The following is an 18,685-nucleotide window of genomic DNA, read 5'->3' as shown; positions in this document are numbered from 1 at the left end:
ATTTAATCAAAATGGAAGCCTGCACCAATCGAGCCGCCAGCATTACCTTGGGTATCAGCGGTGCCGTTTACCTTCATGACCCAACGACCATCATTGGATAACTTCGAGAAGCCAATAGCAACTGCACTTTCCCCATTGTACGTTCCTATACCGCCACCGATTAAGGATTTACCAGCGATGTAAGCTTGCGGTAGTGAAGACATTGCCATGGCGGCTGAGATACCAGCATTTGCATCGTCTTCGACTTCACCAATTTTATAACCTAGCTCATTCATGTTGTTGCCAAGTCTTTGACTAACAGCATCTAATTGACCCATATTCACAGCATCTCTGGGAGCCATGCCATCAGCCACATCAGTGATCTTGTTACCAGCGGCGTTGATACCGCTTGCAGTCATACTAGGACCACCGACAATGCTGACACCATTATTATTGATTGTCGTATTGCCAGTTTTGACGCTATCGATATTAATATCACCGTTTAGATCAAACTTAATACTACTGCCTGCTGCTGTTGTGGTGATGTTATTACCACCTGTGAAGGTGAGGACACTGCCATCGCCTACTGGTTTGTTGATGGTAGCACCGCTATCAGCACCAAAATTGAGACCCGCATCTATTTTATCCTTGTTCACTTTGATATTAGTCGTATTGGTGTCGATGTTTGTTTTATTAGTGGCAATATTCGTGGTATTGGTTTGGATATTGGTGGTGTTGGCTTGGATGTTTTCATTGATAACGACTTCTCCTTGCTTAATAGAAGCAATCGCACCGTCGATACTATTTTGACCAGTACCACCAATATTACTATTGGTAAAGGTACCATCTACAGGATTGTAGACTGTCTCACCGCCAATGATACTACTGATGCCACTACCTTGTGCATAGAGCTGACCACCATTGATAGCATCTTTGCTACCTTCAGAGACATCGCCATTCACAACGTTTGTAATCTTAGTGTCAGCAGCATCGATACCCGCTTTGGTGACACTAGGTCCACCTGTAATAGTCAGTCCATTATTATTCATAATGGTATCACCCGTCGTTACGCTATCTAAATTCAGGTCTGGATTTAAATCGAAGCTAATGTCATTGACGCCTGCCAATGGTGCAGCAGCAAGTAGGCCAGGACTAACATTATTGTCCGCTGATCTAGACACTTTAATATTACCATCTGTACTGTTCAAATCGATGGCGCTGCCTTGTTTGATCATAGTGGCAACATCACCCTGAGCCGTTAGTCCCCAACCTTGATCAAGGGCAAACGTCGTGGCGTTCAACTGTCCGACAGTCGCCGCATCTGTATCTGCAATACCAGCAGCTACATTGGTGATTCTGTTAAAACCATTGTCAAGACCACTACTGCTCAGTCTAACCGTTTTACCCAGACCATTACCAGTAAAGGTAAAGCCATTACTATTCATAATGCTATTACCAATCTGCATGCTACCCTCATTGCCTAAATTTAACTGGTTATTCAGTTTCACCTGAACACCCGTTGCCGAGGCTGTCGTCGTAATGTTGCTATCACCAGTGACGTTGATGGTATCACCTAAAGCAAACTGCTGGTCGTTGGCACTATTGCCATCACCGATTTTGATGCCTTTGGCCACGAGACTATTGGTTGCTGACAATTGGTCGAAGTTTACCGCATCCTTACCTGTGGTCGCTTCTGCAACGTTAGTAATTTTATTGCCACCATTGTTCAGACCATTGGCTGAGATGCTGACACCGCTACCAAAGTTTGCGCTGTTAAGACCAGTTAAATCTTTCGCAAGTTTCACGGTCAATGTGCTGGTACCGTCAGCAACGACGCCAATGTTGTTGCCATTTGACAAGTCACTTGCCACGGTCGTGCCACCTTTGATTGCCAGCTTGTCACCAAGCTGACGATTAACGGTAGTACCCGTGTCACCATCGAAGTCGAGGCCTTTATCGATGGTCGTGGTCGTGGCTTGTAGTTGACCAAAGTTTACGGCATCGCTGGCTATTGTACCGTTAGCGACATTGGTAATTTGATTGCCACCATTGTCCAGCCCACTATTACTGAGTCTGACCGTTTGATTAGTCCCACCCGTGAATGTGACACCATCAGCGTTGACGACTGTAGTTCCTGTGGTCAAGCTGGTTGAGACTAAATCGGCAGCAGTAGCAACTTTGATACCACCATTGTCAGCGGTCAAGACAATATTGTCACCAGTAATAAAGTTGGCTGTATTATTGTCTTTATCCAGAGTTTTGACTTCAGCACCATTGATTTGTGTCACTACCGTTTGCATCGCACTATCAGCTTTTACCAAGCTTGCCTTACTACCTTCGCTTAGATCAACTTGATAGTCGGTGATATTGGTATCAGGATCTTTGACACTAGTGCTAACTGTTAGTGCATTAGCATCTGCAGTAGAAACACTGGTGCCATTGGCATTGACAGTATAGACATCCTGTCCAGTATCGCTATCGGTTGAAAAGTCAACACTGGCAACATTCGTACCTTTAACTACTTTGGTTCTCGCTCCTGCGGCTGCCATTTGTACATCACCGATGTTTGCTGCATTGGTTACTGTATTACCACCGCTTTTTACTCCCTTGATCTGGGTGTCGTTGGCATTGATACCAGTAGATGAGATACTAACGCCGCTATTAAAGCTTGCGCTATCCAGACCTGTTAAGTTGTTGGCTAAGCCAAGTTTGATTCCATCACCCGTTGATAAGCCAGTGGTGGTTAAATTACTGTCCGTATCAAACTTAATTTCTTCACCCAAGGCGAAGGTTTTTTTGAGAGTGCCGCCGCTACTTGCATCATTCACATTAAACTTGATGCCTTTAGCAATATTGTCAGTGTTGGTGCCAATATTGGTAGTATTGGTTGAGATGTTGTTAGTATTGGTCGTAACATTAGTATTAGTCGTTTCTAGCTGACTAAAATTCACCGCATCTTTTGCGTTAACCCCATCATCAACGTTAATAACTCTCTTATTACCCGCATTGACCCCGCTTTTGGTGATGCTTGGACCATTTAAAATGGTCAGACCATTGCTGGTTAACGTGGCATTGGTAGGGTTAAATATGTTTCCACCCGTTACCGTGACACCTGCACCACTAACGGTAGTGACGCCAGTGAGCACGCCGCCAGTGACAATACCTAGACCATTGACCGTTGTGCCGTTTAATAAGTTGCCAGTGCTAACGCTGCCTGTTGTACCTAGGTTTAAGTTGTCATTGAGCTCGACTTCGATTTTGCCATTTTTTACTCGGGTGTCGATGTTGCTGTTAGAGCCAACTACCTCAACGGCTTGTCCCAATGGTTTCTGTACTGTATTACCATCAGCGGCTTTTAGCGCAAAGCCTTTGTTAATAGTCGTGGTATTATTTCCGACAGCTTCATTGGTCGCATATAATTGACTACCATTCACGGCATCTGTACTAGCCGCAGTGACAGCTCCACCAGCGACGTTTTTGATCTGACGCTCAGATCCTACTACGCCCACGGATACTTGCGCACCCTCTCGTAGCATGCCCTTATCATCAATGACATTACCGGCGATATCATATACCACGCCACCAACTGTCATCGTCTTTTCAGAGCTTGCACTTGTTGCTGTTGTTGAGCCTGCACCTAAAGAGACTGAACCGTCTTTGCTCGCTGATGCGCCAACACCAAACGCTGAAGAAGCCGTTCCCGAGGTATTGGAATGAACACCAACGGCTGTAGACAGATCACCTTTAGACAGCGATTTTGCACCAATGGCTATCGACGCAGCACCTCCAGCTTCGGTATTGACATCGTACTGATTGGTTTCTACCAAATCTTTACCTACGTAGGATTTGAAAACATCGTTAACTGTGCCACTATTTAATGGTGACAACGGACTACCATCGATATTGGTTTTCGATGCAAAATCTAGATCATCACCGCCTATTGCGATAGACGATGCCCCTCTAGACACGACATTAGCACCGATAGCAATCGATTGCTCACCACTTGCCATCGTCTGTTGCCCAAATTCTGAGCTGCCAATCGCAATAGTTTGGCTGCCTGTGGCTTTTGCATTTCCGCCCAGCGCCATGGCGTTATAACCTGTCGCTCCGTCGTTATTAGCATTACCGATAGCGGTTGAGTCTACGCTATAATACTTAGTTTTATTATTAGCGACAGTATTCGACAGCCCCGTTAGCTGAGCCACATTGACAGCATCACTAGCACTACTGCCTGCTGCAACGTTTACAATCTGACGGTTGCCACCCGCTGCTCCTGTTCCTACAGAGACCGCGCCAAGCGTAACGCTGTCCGTCGCTTGGATGACTGAGCTATCTGCTCCTACTGGCACGAAACCACTGGCACCACCAGCACGATTTGCAATAGAGTTTGAACCTAATGCGATGCCATTTACTGCGTTAGATCGAGAGCCGACACCAAAAGCAAGACTGTTATCAGCAGTCGCTTTTGCATTACTACCAAAGGCAATCGTATCACTGCCAACTGCTTGAGTTTGTCCATTCGCTCTATAACCTACATTTGCTTGATCGGCCACTGTACCTGCATTTTCAAAATCAGTTGAACCAATCGCAATACCACGTTTGCCTGAGGCAAGTGCTGAATGACCAACAGCAAGAGAGCCTTGACCCGTTGCTGAGGAGACGTTACCAATAGCCTGAGCAAAGTCAGCAGTCGCTGCCGATTGACGTCCAAGCGCTAACGAGGTATTCCCATTAGAATATGCTGCCGCCCCAATTGCCACAGATGACCGACCAATAGCTTTTGCTTGAGTGCCTAGAGCAGTAGCGACGTCACCGGCTTCTGTCCCAGTGCCAATGGCGGTACTACCAGAGTTGTTTTGTGAACCACCCGTCCAAGTAAACGACGGATTGCCTCTATCGACCAGATTGAAGTTTTGTCCAGCGTCCGCTTCACAGCCAATGGCAACCGAATAGCTGCCTTCAGCATTTGCCTCAGTACTGTTTGTATTACAAGAAGAAATTGCCGTACCAGATCCCGTACCACCGCCGACATTCACTTGTGCAAAAGCTTGCGGTGACATTGTAAATCCAGCCGCCAGCATCCCTATGGCGATCGTAGATAATCGGAAAAATTGGGTAGAAGAAAGATTAGAAGTCGTATTGATGGTCGCGTTTGCGCTCACGCTAGATTTGGAAGATTTGCCGCGCCCCTTTGCATATTCACCAACTGCGGTAAAACAGCTCAAGGCTTCATTCCATATTACTTTATAGATGCGGTTCATAGTGTGCACTCCCTTACAGACTGGTCAGATTTAAAAATCAGAGATAATATCCATCTTGCAGAGAGTCGATATCACAAAATAAAACACGTTATCGGCGGATAACGATTAAATGTTTTTTGTTCGTCATTTATCTTGTTAACCAACAAATAACACTTTTTATCTTGAAAAGCCCTAATCGCTCTCTCTATATATTAGTATTACCGAATATATAGAGAGAGACAATGCCGCTCGTCTGGCATTTATTACCGTTCATCTATTTATATAACAAAAAATGAATATATAGATGTTTTTTGCTCCTTGCTTATATTGAATGCTCCCACTTTTTTGAAATAATCCGCTTTGAAACTTAATAAAACACACGCTTATACACACACTTTAGAGATGTTTTAAGCGCGTGTTCGCCACTTTATGCTGCTCTTAGTCCTCTTCAGAGTTAACAGGCAATGTTATTTGCATCACCAGCCCTTGGATATCATCTTGGCGATTATAGACATGAATCTGACCCTTGTGTGCCATTACCACGGCATGAACGATTGCCAGCCCCAAACCATAGCCCCCCGTTTCACGATGGCGAGCCGAGTCAAGCCGTACAAAGGGCTGAAAAATACGCGCCAAGTCATTATCCGCAATACCGCCACCCTCGTCTGTGATGCTGATTTGAAGTGCTGGCTTATTGCCCTCCATCTCCACTTTCTTAATGTCAGCAATGACCGTCGAATCAGAGGCAGTATGCATAAAAGCGTTACGGATGACATTTTCAAGTGCACTATGTAGCTGTTCTTGGTTGCCAAGCACAGTCCAAGGAGTGGCTGAGTGAGCCGTTGATAAAGAATCTGTCATAGGTGTGTGACTCGGCTGCCATTGCCAACGCACATTTTTATGCTGAAACTCAAAGCAAACGTCTTGTCCAATCTCACTGATGATGTCAGAAATATCAACCGCTTCGTTTTCTATATTGTCGATGGTATATTGCTGCATTTGTAGAGATTGAATATGAATGATTTGCTCAATCAACTCATTCATCCGCGCTGACTCTTTATCTATACGGTCGAGATAACGACTGGCATTCGGTGCAAAGTCGCGAGTCAGCTCAGTCGCAACGTCTAGACGCGCCAGTGGCGATCGTAGCTCGTGCGAGATATCACTGAGCATCTGTTTGCGTGCCAGCTCACTCTCAGCCAACCGTTTTGATAGTTTAGCCACATCTTTCGCGAGTAAACCAAGCTCATCATCTCCCATTTTTGATAGGTCTGGATGGGTCTGATAATCGCCATCAATCAGACGGTGTACGGTATTTTGTACACGGCGGATACGCTGAGTCATTGTACGGCTCAGCCAAATACAAACCAAGACGCTAAAAACGAGAATAAATAGCAAACGTATGGGAAAATTGCCACGTTGCAGCGCCATAACATCAGCAAAACGCAAATGCGGACGTAACTGTATAATGACAGACTGCTCATCTGGTAAGACGACCGTCACATCAGCCAGCTCAGGGCGACTGTCGAAATCAGCTAGCGTAGCGCTATTTGGCATCATCGGTTGCAGAATATGGTTTAAGAATGATGACTTATCATTCGACATTTTATTATTATCATCGTGACGGTTAGTCCTGTTATTGTCTACACTGGGCTGATCTGCCATTGATTGCACTGATGGCTGCATTGATAGTTGCCCTACTTCACGCCGACTACCCTGCATACCTTTTTGCCTACGCTCATCTCTATTGCGATAACGCGGAAATATAATCGCCCCTTCTTCATCGTAAACACTTATCTGATTCATGAGTTGACGGTCCTGACGATACATCTGCTTAACTGTACTTAAATCACCCGCTCTTAATGCCTCAACCATTTCTTGACGCTTAATCAATAAACTATCAGTTTGTACGTTCATGCGAGCCGTTAGTGCTTTTTCGACCAGCCAACGCTCCACCATGATCGATAAAATAGAGGTGATTATAATTGTTAATAATAGACTTAGAAACAAACGCCAAAACAGTGTGATTCGCACTTTAAACTTTGGGGTTTGCTTAAGCCTTTTATGGCTAATAGCTTTCTTGGAAGCGTTCATCGATGAGTCCATCATTACAATACCAGCTGATAACCTTTACCACGAACCGCTTTGATCGGCTCATCATGAAAAGGTTGGAGTTTTTTGCGGAGTCGCGAGACATGCACATCAAGGCTACGGTCGAAGGGTTGTAATTCACGTTGTAAAACATGCTCTGACAGCCATGCTTTGCTCACCACCTCACCTTTTTGTTTCAGTAGCGCAACCAATAAATCAAATTCTGTCCCCGTCACTTGTAACTCTATGCCATCTATCTGACAAAGCCTCTGGTTTTGATTCAGATGCAAACGGCTCTCTGGTAGCGGCGTATGCTCTGATGTCGCTGCGCTGGTACGTTTGATGACGGCATTGATACGTGCCAGCAGCTCTCTAGGGTTGCAGGGTTTGGTAATATAATCATCAGCACCAAGTTCAAGCCCAATAATACGATCAATCTCCTCCCCTTTTGCGGTCAGCATGATGACAGGGATATCACTGATATTGGGCAATTGACGCAAGACACTCAATCCATCGATTTTTGGCATCATAATATCTAACACCAGCAAATCATAAGCAGCAGTGCCATTAAGCACATTATTGCTCGCAGTTTTGAGTTTATGTATGACAGCCTCACCATCGTGAACGCAGTCGCATGTCACCCCATGATTGTGCAAGTATTCTTGTAATAACTGGGTCAATTCTTCGTCATCATCGCCTAGTAGTATGTGTGGCACATCTTTCTCCTTAAGCGTTAGATCGCTTTATGAGCCATATTATCAGTCAATTGCTTATCGATTCGCTATAAACGTTACCTTTCTTAATACTTCATAAATGTTCGTAACCTCTAACTGTCGTAATATAGCGTCTATCAGCGACAAATACTGATAACAAGCTGTGATGGATAGTGGCTATCCGGGGCACTTACTGTTCATAAGCTGATCAGATAAAAACTGACTTTTTCGCAACCAATAACGTATGCACCATAAATTAAGGTAATGATGATGAAAAAATTATTAATGGGCTCAGTATTAGCAATGTCTAGCATTTTCACCGTAACGGCTTGTACCAGTGTTAATGCAACCACTGATACCACACCAACGACCAGTAAAATGCAGCATAAAGATGGCATGAAAAAAGGTGGTATGAGAGGTCCAATGTCGCAACTAGATCTAACAGCAACGCAACAAGCGCAAATCAAAGCCATCATGCAAGCACAACACGGCGATCGTAAAGCTGACCGTACAAAAAACAAATTGGAACGGGCGCAAATGCAGCAACAGATGCAAGCATTGACTAATAGTAGCACTCTAAATACAGCGGCAGTCAATCGCTTAGCTGATCAGCAAGCGGCTAAAACCAAGCAGCGCTTCATTGAGCGAGTACAGACTCAACATGCTATCTCTCAAGTATTGACTGCTGAGCAACGCGCAAAACTTGCTACATTAAAAGCTGAAAAAATGGCGAAAGGTCATAAAGGCTCAGAGCACGGCAAAATGCATGGCAAACAGCGCCAAGGCATGTAATTCGTCATTAATAGGCTATTTTGCATTCATACTGAATGTCCTATAAGACTGATTATGAACACATAAAAAAGCGCATCGTATAAACGGTGCGCTTTTTAGTTTTCAAAATTTTTCTTTATATAATTAATTACAACCAAACTGGTTGCATGAGTAATTAAAACTATTTCCATCACTATCGCTACCATTATGGTAAGTATAAGACCCAATCTGGCGAGAAGTTTTGTTCCAAGAACTCCCATCAGCACTAGCACCATTAGTATAAGAGGTATCACCAATTCTATTAGTATTTTGGTTCCAACTGCTTCCCGTACTACTATTATAGCCAGATGTATATGTTGTATTTCCTACTCTGTTATTTGTATATGAATTTCCACTTGCATCAGAACATGTAGAAAAAGATGAGCTACCAATACATCCTGCTTGGGCAGATCCACATGCAACTATAGTGAAAATAAATCCTACTAAAAACTTTTTCATAACCTTCCTTTTTTAATATCAATATCATTCAATTTTTGAAGTTCCAGAACATAGCAATTTAAAACATAAAAACATTACTCTAATCAACCGAACCCAACTTCTCTTTAGCCAGTGGCATGACACTAAACATCATCTTACCCATCGCAGTACCATTGCCATCACGATAATACTGCATCAACTCGCTACCATACTCGCGCATATCAATACTGTTACTGGCATTAGGCACTTGTACATTACTTGGTAAATTGGGAAATGCCATGTCTTTAGTGCTGATAGCGGAATACTGCTGCAAAACATCTATGACCATATTATTAGAAGTAGTTTCGCTCGGAAGCTCACTACGCAGATGCTGCCATTTGAGCTGACCACGCTTACCAAATCCATACAACTCTTGCGTCTCTGCATTTGCTAGCATTGCACTTTCTGCCGTCTTTTCTTTTGCCTCTGCCATTGTTTCCTCTACTGCCTCACCGCCACTATCCATGCCACTCTTTATCATTGCTAGCATCTGCTGCACTAACGCTTTACTGGTAAATTTATCAGCATCTGTGTTGCCTACCTCGTAAGCCGCGCTTTCTTTAACCAGTTCTGGGTATCGCTGACTCATCCGCTCGTAAACGATGCGCATATAATCTTGATAAAACTGCTCATAACTCTCAGCGCTTTGTACACGGCGAATAACTTGGTTGCTTGCTAGCATTGCTGGTAGCTGATGCGCGGGTAACTTGGGAGAGAGTGAGGCTAGCGTATTAGGGGCGACATAATCAAACTGGCTAATAGGTGCGGCATCAAATGTGGCATCTAACGCGACAAAGTGGCTTTTTATCAACTCACTACCAAAGCCTTTAGGTAAGGTGCCATCATCAATGGCTAGCTTTAACCACTTGTTGCGCCACTTTGTGCCGAGCTTATCGTCTAATAGCTCTGAATTAAACATCGCAAAATTATCTGCCCATAGATAAATATTACCGTTTTTCAAATCCAGATAAATTGGCTGATTGATACTGCTTTGATGATTGCGCGCTTGATACTGTGCGCTTGCCAGCATCGTCGCCTTGCCAGCCATTGGCTGATAGACGCCTTGTGCATTGATAGACAGCGGCTTTAGCACATAAGCATCTAGCAACTTTGCTTTTTTGATATCTTGCGCTGTCGATCGGTCGTCGTGATTATCAAATAACTGTTGGTAAAACGCTGGCACAGTGATTTCACTATCATATTTACTCTCTACCCATGCCTCATAGACATCCGTACACTCAAGATAAGTGTCTTTGAGCACCGTTCGCTGAGCATCATAATCCGCCGCTAAAATGTCTTTATTTTGCGCTTCTGTTTGAGAAAGCAAGGCGGCATATGCTTGATCGTGTGTGTCTTCGCAGTATTCATCGATATAGCCTGAGGCGACTAGCGCTTTAGCATCTATTTCAATATTTATATCGCTAAACTGCTGCTCGTTACTGATCTCAAGATTGCTATGGTAACTAAAAGACTGTCTGCGCTGTTTCTGTAGCGCAGTCGCCAACGCTGTCTTTGCTGCTACTGGCGTTTGCTTAGCAGTAGCAGCATTAGATTGGTCAAGACTGGTAGATTGGCAGCCCGTTAATAATAGTGCCCCTGTTACCAATGCACCAGCAAATAGGCGATTGCCATTAAGAACTGACGCAATGCTCGCTGACGAAAGACGACTTGCAATGATTTGATGTGATTTTTTCATTTTTTATCCTTAAGAAATATAGGCTGGAACATGTCAAGATAGCGTTATTGACGGTCTACCCTGTTGTCAGCATCATCTGCGGCATCGTCTTCGATATCAGTGTCATCTTGACTATCAGCACTGTCATATTCTGCTGCCTCATAGCCGCTATCACCATCTGCATAATCGCTACCATAGTCATCATCATTGTAATCATCACTGCTCCCACTATAGTCATAGCGGGCATCACGTGCCGTTTGCAGTCTGTCTTTTTGTTGACGCTGCTCTGTCATCCATGCATTGCCATCGATAGCAGTTTTAGCATTTACGCCAAAAGACTCAGCCAATAAAGGCGTTAGTGCATGTTTACTAAAACTGCTTTTATCATAGCGTACTTGATTCAGCACGCTGGTTGTAGAACCCATCAAGTCACCACCGATATTTACCCGCTGCTGCTTAGCAAGCAGGCGATCTGAGCGGTCTAAATAATAGTAATTTATCTGATTAAAAGATATCGGACCTATGGCTTCAATTAGCTGCAAAAGCGAACCTACATCCGCACTTTGGTAGCCTTTATTGTATAGCTGCACTTTCGCAAGCGCAGTTTTTAGCATGGCGCCATCAGGATATTTCTGTGGATTAGCATCGACATAATCCTGTAGCGACTTTGTCATGTATTTCAGAGTTTTTCCGATCATCTCACCGCTTTGCTTGCTGCCAAAATAGACTTTTACCGCTTGGCTCGCACCAACTTCTTTGGCAAAGGCATCACTGCGAATATCTACCGCACTAAAGTGTTCGGGCGCTAGCTCTGCCATGCTGCTCTGTATGGCAGCAATGGCGGCATCGTAAAGCACTGCTGGCGGCAGCTGCGCGGTAATACTCTCAGGCAACCCAAAACTAACGGTATGTGAGGTCATTTGGTTAGGTAAAGGGGTGTTTTCAGGATTAACCAATGCTACGATAGGCATGATTGCTGATGGGTCTACCGTAACTGTACTATGGTTAAAATCGAACGCTAGCGGTATCTGTATAGATGAGCTAATCGTTGGTGTCACATAATCATAGCTATAGACGCTCTGCAGTTGTCGTTGTTTGGGTTTGTACTGACTGACACTATTGAACGTTAAATTTTGATATTGATAAACATTTGACGCAGCTATCTGTTCAGGCGTGCGATGGAACATACTCAGCATTTGACCAATGACACCCGTAGATGGCGTTGATGATTGGCTACCTTCTACAGCCTCTGATTGTTGCTTAGCCATTTGTATGGCTTCATACTGCTCTATCATGCTTTTTGGGTTTAATTTTGATAACTTTGAAAAAGCACTGTCTGATTCATAATCATCGGTGTCATAGTTCCCTTCGCCGTAACTCTCTAATTGATAGTCACTGCGACTATAACCGTTTTCGTCATAGTTAACATCCTCTACAACACAGACTTCATAAGCGTCATCGTCCTCATTGTCATTGCATTTATTCGACTCTGCACTTACCGCTGCTAACTCTGCCATAGCCTCAGTTTGCCTGTCCTCATAATCACTTTCATCATAGTCACCGTCAGGCTTATAAACATAAGCTTCTATAATCGTTCTAAGTAAGCTACTAGAACCGGCATCGATACTATCTGGAGCAATAAAAGGTACCGCTTGATAATTGGCTTGCGCGACTGCCACGTGCTCTGTTGCCAGATGCTGACGAATAGCCGACAGTAAGTGAGACTTTGCTTGATTGTCAGTATTAGGATATTTTTCTTGATCAAATAATTGCTGATAACGCTCAGATTTGGCTGTTAAATCAGTATTAAACGCGCGTCCTTGTGCTTGGCTCTGTGCGCTATCAGCGGTACTAAAATCAATCATATTTTTTGATGTCGCAGGCGATGATACCGCTGGGCTTGATTGACAGCCCAAAAGAGCCAGAGACGTAGTGCCAACCAGCACGGCGATAGACGTCAATTTACCTACCTGATATACATGGTCGTTATTATTGATAGACGAATGATGACTCGTCATCTCAGAATAGTGCTGTCGATTATGATTATTAATATGATTTGATGACATAGTAATCTCTTTGTATAAATAGCCAGTCTATAATTAGTGTACATTAGTACCGTTATTTATATCACAATGCGTTACAATTTAGTAATATTAGAACCTATTTATTAAGAAAATACTTTGGTTTTTTTATACAAAACAACTTTCTCACTAAGGCTTTCTCGCCCAAGTAAAAAGGACTTTACAATGCCAACCTCAATATCAAAAAACAACATACGCACTGCTGACAATAATCCTCAAGGTAGAGCAAATATTAAAGCGGCTATTTTGTTAATCAGTAGCACATTTTTAGTATCACTATCTGCTCACGCGCTTAAGCCGACAACCAATCAATCAACTACTATCAACCCAACATCGATTAACACTAGCGCCATCAATCTCGCGATTATGGCTGATAATCCTACTGTAATATCTGAAACTCAGCGTGTGACAAGAGCCAAAACCACTACCCTCACTTCCACTATTAACAATGCCGATCAAGCCATTTATTCTGAAGATGCGATTCATCATCCGGTTTGGGCAAAGAACGGTATGGTCGCCACCCAAGAAGCCCTCGCCTCTGATATTGGACTCAAGATTTTAAAAGACGGCGGTAATGCGATTGATGCTGGGGTCGCGGTTGGCTTTGCCTTAGCAGTGACTTTGCCGCGCGCAGGCAACATTGGCGGTGGTGGTTTTATGATGATTTATGATGCCAAGCAAGGCAAAACGGTGGCACTCGATTACCGTGAAAAAGCACCGAGTAGCGCCTCGCGTGATATGTATCTCGATGAGGATGGCAATGCGGTCAGCGACTTGTCTCGTTATCACGGTCTAGCAGTTGGCGTACCGGGAACGGTTGCAGGATTACTTAAAGCGTTAGAAGATCATGGCACCATGAGCCGCGGACAAGTGATGGCACCTGCGATTGCACTGGCTGAGAACGGTATAGAGGTGACTGCGGGTCTGTCTGAGTCGCTAGAAGCATTAAGCGATCGCATGCAAAAATGGCCAAGCACCAAAAAGATATTCTTTAAACCTAATGGCAGCGCCTATCAACCCGGTGAGCGTTTAAAACAGCCTGAATTGGCAAAATCGCTTAAGCTTATTGCCGCAAAAGGCGCAGATGGGTTTTATAAAGGGGAAACCGCAAGTAAGTTAGTAAAGGCTGTCAATGAAGCTGGCGGTAGCATGAGCTTGCAGGATTTAGCCAACTATGAAGCCATAGCTCGCGAGCCAGTCAAAGGCGATTATCGTGGTTATGAGATTGTCTCGATGCCACCGCCGTCTTCTGGCGGTATTCATATTGTGCAAATTTTAAACATTTTGGAAGGTTATCCGCTAAAAGACTATGGGCAAAACAGTGCGCAAACCATTCATTTAATGGCTGAAGCAATGCAGTTGGCTTATGCGGATCGCTCAGAGTATTTAGGTGATTCTGACTTTATCGATGTGCCTGCCAGCGGTTTAGCTTCTCAGGCTTATGCGGATAAACTGCGCACCTTAATCAATCCAGACAAAGCCACGCCAGCGTCTACCATCAAAGCCAACAACCCTCTACCCTATGAGAGTGATCAGACCACGCATTTCTCTGTTGTCGATAAAGAGGGCAATGCGATAGCCAATACTTATACGCTGAACTTTTCTTATGGCACAGGTCTTGTCGCTGAAGGTACGGGGATATTGCTCAATAATGAGATGGATGATTTTTCTGCCAAACCGGGTGTGCCTAATGGTTATGGCTTATTGGGCGGTAAAGCAAATGCCGTCGAAGCCAATAAACGCCCATTATCTTCTATGAGTCCGACCCTTGTCTTTAAAGACAGTAAACCATATATCGTCACGGGTAGCCCTGGTGGTAGCCGCATCATCACCACCGTTACCCAAATAATATCGAACGTCATCGATCATGATATGAATATCGCTGAAGCCACTCACGCACCGCGTATCCATGACCAATGGCTGCCTGATGAGATTCGGGTCGAAAAAGCTCTGAATATTGATACAGTTAGAAAGCTTGAATCAATGGGTCATACGGTCAGTCCAAAATCAGCCATGGGCTCAACGCACTCAATTATGTTGACTCCAAATGGTGTTTACGGTTCTTCTGATCCACGTATCGTTGATGCGGCAGTCGTTGGTTATTGATATAAATTTTTTATGATAAATGCGTTTGGCGAAATTGGCTGGGCGACAAGCCCGTAAACTGTTTGAACTGGCGGCTAAAGGCACTATGATCACTATAGCCGCAGTTCAATGATATTTGAGTGACTGACATCTCAGGCATGGCTAATAGCTTAACCGCATATTCTAGCCTCAGCTTTTGCACAAACTGTAATGGCGACATATTCAGTACGGCCTTGAAGGTACGCTCTAGCTGCGACACGCTTAAATTAGCCAAGTCGGCCAATTGGGCAATATTAATTTTCTGATCAAGATGCGCTCTTACAAACTGAGCGACTTCAGCCAAGCGAGCGTGTTTACGTAAAACGCGCTCGTTATCTTCATCAATATCGACCGATATCCCAACCATGGCAACCACTTGTTGGCTCTTATTATAGATAGGCAGTTTATTTGTAATACACCATCCTAACTTACCAGACGCATAACTGTGCAGCTCTAAGTTATCAACGATAGACTTCCCCTCTCGCAATACCTTCATATCTTGCAAAATATAATCCCTGCTCTGTCGATGCGAAAACACCTCTTCAGTGGTAAATCCCATGATATCTTCGTGCTGACTCAACTGACAGCGTTTTAACAAGGTTTTGTTTGCCAGCTGATAACGTGCCTGCTCATCTTTCACAAAAAATACCACATTGGTCAAAGTATTCAGCAGCGGCAGTAATAATGAGACATTACCGATAAAAGCCTCACTACTGTCAGGACGATAGACAGTCATATTCTGCTGCAATGACGTGGTAAGCATAGCAAGCGCTGTATCTTCTATTACATCTGTTATTACCTCAGTCATCGCATCTCACCCCTATCATATCAATTTTACATTCAGCCAAACATCCGTAACTCGCAGGCTATGTCGCTTATATCTATTATCACCAATTTTTAGGCAAAGACTTCTCTAGTGTACACCGAGCCACTATGCAGAAATACGCATTTATCCATGAAAAAACAGCAAGACGCTCTTTCTAAAAAAGTCCACTCTATATACGGACCTCAGCAAATAACGACCAACTATTGGCTGTTAGATTAAAACCATTAGGTCTAGTACATAAAAACGGAATATAACTTTTTCACGGATGAATTAGGGCGTCGGTCATGTCTTCTATATTATTTAATTTCAAAATTATTGACTCGCATACGGGCGGTGAGCCTACTCGTATGGTCTATGACGGATTTCCTGACCTCGTCGGTGATACTATTCAAGACAAACTGCAATCCTTCAAACAAAACTTCGATCACTTACGTCAAAGTATTATTTTAGAGCCGCGTGGTAATGATGTTCTTGTTGGCGCGCTACTTCTTCCCACAAGCAATCCTAAAGCCACAGCGAGCGTTATATTTTTTAATAATGCGGGTTATCTGGGCATGTGCGGCCATGGCACGATTGGCGTAATCATCTCTTTAGCTTATCAACAAAAAATATCAGCAGGCGTACATTGGCTTGAGACTCCCGTAGGTCTGGTTAAAGCAACCCTACATAATGATGGCAGCTGCAGTGTACAAAACGTCCCTTCTTATCGTTATAAAAAACAAGTCGAAGTTCATGTTCCTGAGTTAGGGCTTATCTGCGGTGATATCGCTTGGGGTGGCAACTGGTTCTTTTTGGTCAGTGAACATGGACAAGACATTCAAGCAAATAATGTCGAAAAATTGACTCAAGTAACCATGCAAATTAAACAAGCACTGGTCGCTGCTAATATCACAGGCGAAAACGGTAGCGAGATTGACCACATTGAGTTATTTGCCGATAGCGATGATACACAAGTAGATAGTAAAAACTTTGTTTTGTGCCCAGGTTCAGCCTACGATCGCTCCCCTTGTGGTACCGGCACAAGTGCCAAACTTGCTTGCCTAGCGGCTGACAATAAACTCGCTCCTGAACAATTATGGCAGCAACAAGGCGTCGTCGGCAGCGTATTTACTGGCAGTTATCAGTATGCATCTGAGCTTAATACTAATCTGAGTACCGATCTTAGTACTACGCTCAACAATCCAGCTGGTGCAGCTTATCCTGAACAGAGCATTATCCCAACGATTTGTGGTCATGCTTATGTTTATGCTGAAACCATGCTCATTGTGCAAGAAGACGATCCCTTTAAATGGGGAATCCCATCTTAATAAAATCGCAGCATTATTTATAAAATGACAGGTTTATTAATATAAGACCGCTTAATCGACAGAACGCAATCGAGAAAAATCATGACTACCTTAGACTTCGACTTACATATTATTGGCGGTGGCATTATCGGTCTAGCGGCGGCAGTAATGTTGCAAGCGCGTGGTGTAAAGGTCTTACTTCTAGACGCTAACGAAGTTGGTCAAGGTGCATCACTTGGTAATGCAGGTCATATCGCTACTGAGCAAGTATTTCCCATTGCAGATGCCAGCATGCTGCGTCATGTACCAGCCATGTTATTCAATCCGACTGGGCCGCTGCGTATAGACTGGCGCTATCTACCTCGTTTGATGCCTTGGGCAATGCAGCTATTGATGAATATGCGCCCTGAGCCATTTGAGCGGATTCATCAAGCGTTATTAAACTTAAATAAAAACAGTCTGCAAGCATGGCAAGGCTTTGCCAATCAGTGGCAATTGGACGAATGGGTACAGGTAAAAGGTTCATTATTGACGGTCGAGAATACAAGTAGCGTCGATCCTCTCATAGCACATGGTAGTCGACTTAACGATATTGGCGTGGATAATGAGCTATTGACCAAAGAAGCGTTATTAGAACTTGAACCTGCTTTACGAGATAACCAATTAGCGGCGTTATTTTTTCCAAATACAGGACATATAACCAATTTAAAAGCCGTTATTAATCAGCTTCACCATACTTTTAGACAGTTAGGCGGTCATGTCATTGAACATTGCCGTGTCCTTGCAGCGACCAACGATACAGGCGGTATTCACCTAACAACCAGCCAAGGTGATATGACAGCGTCCAAAGTGATGCTAGCCGCAGGCTCACACTCTAAGGCATTGGCCAAGCAACTGACAGGCGTGAATGTGCCGCTAGATACCGAACGCGGTTATCACTTAATGCTACCGCATGAAAGTACGCGCTTACAGATACCGGTATCAAGCATGGATCGCCGTTTTATCATGACACCGATGCAAGAGGGGCTACGCTTGGCAGGCACAGTAGAATACGCAGGACTTGATGCTCATGCCAAGATGCAGCGCGCGCATATGCTATTACAACAAGCGCAGCCTATGCTCAAAGCCGAGTTAGACTCTACTGATAGTACGCCATGGATGGGGTTTCGACCATCGACCGCAGACTCCTTGCCAGTCATCGACAAAATCGAACGCGTCTTTTTAAGCTTTGGGCATCAACATTTAGGCCTAACGCAAGCTGTCGTTAGTGCGCAAATGATTGCCAACTACTATTTTGATGAAGATCACCCTATCGATCCAAAACCGTATCAACTCTCACGCTTTAAATAAGCAGATTATTAAACGTTTATAAACCCAGAAAAA

The 18,685-nt window shown here is 44.0% G+C and carries 11 protein-coding genes; 4 read left to right on the top strand and 7 right to left on the bottom strand.

All coding sequences use genetic code 11. The features are described from left to right. Window positions 1-2: 2 nt before the first annotated feature. From AK822_RS06475 to AK822_RS06465, 3 genes are all read right to left on the bottom strand, one after another. Window positions 3-5,240 (bottom strand): YadA-like family protein, encoded by a 5,238-nt coding sequence (locus AK822_RS06475; RefSeq protein ID WP_060490998.1) that lies wholly within the window; start codon window positions 5,238-5,240, stop codon window positions 3-5. Window positions 5,241-5,657: 417 nt separating this feature from the next. After that, on the bottom strand, window positions 5,658-7,313 hold the full coding sequence (locus AK822_RS06470) for a sensor histidine kinase (RefSeq protein WP_060490997.1): 1,656 nt from the start codon (window positions 7,311-7,313) through the stop codon (window positions 5,658-5,660). A 14-nt stretch (window positions 7,314-7,327) separates the two neighbouring features. Further along, window positions 7,328-8,026 carry a response regulator transcription factor gene (locus tag AK822_RS06465; protein ID WP_060490996.1) on the bottom strand — a complete coding sequence of 233 codons (699 nt, stop codon included), beginning with the start codon at window positions 8,024-8,026 and terminating at the stop codon, window positions 7,328-7,330. A 267-nt stretch (window positions 8,027-8,293) separates the two neighbouring features. On the opposite strand from AK822_RS06465, the gene AK822_RS06460 reads away from it, so the two are divergent. After that, window positions 8,294-8,815: a Spy/CpxP family protein refolding chaperone gene (locus AK822_RS06460; protein WP_060490995.1), complete on the top strand. Its 522-nt coding sequence runs from the start codon at window positions 8,294-8,296 to the stop codon at window positions 8,813-8,815. A 123-nt stretch (window positions 8,816-8,938) separates the two neighbouring features. Here the strand turns inward: AK822_RS06460 and AK822_RS14645 are convergent, their stop codons facing one another. From AK822_RS14645 to AK822_RS06450, 3 genes are all read right to left on the bottom strand, one after another. Beyond that, entirely contained in the window at window positions 8,939-9,292 is a 354-nt protein-coding gene (locus AK822_RS14645; RefSeq protein WP_087945579.1) for a hypothetical protein, read from the bottom strand. Between the two features lie 79 nt (window positions 9,293-9,371). After that, entirely contained in the window at window positions 9,372-11,006 is a 1,635-nt protein-coding gene (locus AK822_RS06455) for a hypothetical protein (RefSeq protein WP_060490994.1), read from the bottom strand. A 44-nt stretch (window positions 11,007-11,050) separates the two neighbouring features. Continuing rightward, window positions 11,051-13,051, bottom strand: coding sequence for a hypothetical protein (locus AK822_RS06450; protein WP_060490993.1), 2,001 nt, complete (start codon window positions 13,049-13,051; stop codon window positions 11,051-11,053). Between the two features lie 180 nt (window positions 13,052-13,231). Here AK822_RS06450 and ggt point away from each other — a divergent pair, with 180 nt between their 5' ends. Then, the gene (ggt, locus tag AK822_RS06445) at window positions 13,232-15,172 is read left to right on the top strand and encodes a gamma-glutamyltransferase (protein ID WP_228139072.1); all 1,941 of its coding nucleotides are present in this window, start codon (window positions 13,232-13,234) and stop codon (window positions 15,170-15,172) included. Between the two features lie 10 nt (window positions 15,173-15,182). Here the strand turns inward: ggt and AK822_RS06440 are convergent, their stop codons facing one another. Next, the gene (locus tag AK822_RS06440) at window positions 15,183-15,998 is read right to left on the bottom strand and encodes an AraC family transcriptional regulator (RefSeq protein ID WP_228139071.1); all 816 of its coding nucleotides are present in this window, start codon (window positions 15,996-15,998) and stop codon (window positions 15,183-15,185) included. 302 nt (window positions 15,999-16,300) lie between these two features. Here AK822_RS06440 and AK822_RS06435 point away from each other — a divergent pair, with 302 nt between their 5' ends. Both AK822_RS06435 and AK822_RS06430 read left to right on the top strand, forming a co-directional pair. After that, a complete protein-coding gene (locus AK822_RS06435; protein ID WP_060490992.1) occupies window positions 16,301-17,323 on the top strand; it encodes a proline racemase family protein in 1,023 nt (340 codons plus the stop codon). An 81-nt stretch (window positions 17,324-17,404) separates the two neighbouring features. Continuing rightward, entirely contained in the window at window positions 17,405-18,652 is a 1,248-nt protein-coding gene (locus AK822_RS06430) for an NAD(P)/FAD-dependent oxidoreductase (protein WP_060490991.1), read from the top strand. Window positions 18,653-18,685: the final 33 nt, after the last annotated feature.

This window comes from Psychrobacter sp. P11F6 (genome assembly GCF_001435295.1).
Classification (GTDB): domain Bacteria; phylum Pseudomonadota; class Gammaproteobacteria; order Pseudomonadales; family Moraxellaceae; genus Psychrobacter.
The sequence above is the reverse complement of the archived record's forward strand: the minus strand, read 5'-3'. Positions and strand labels throughout refer to the sequence as shown.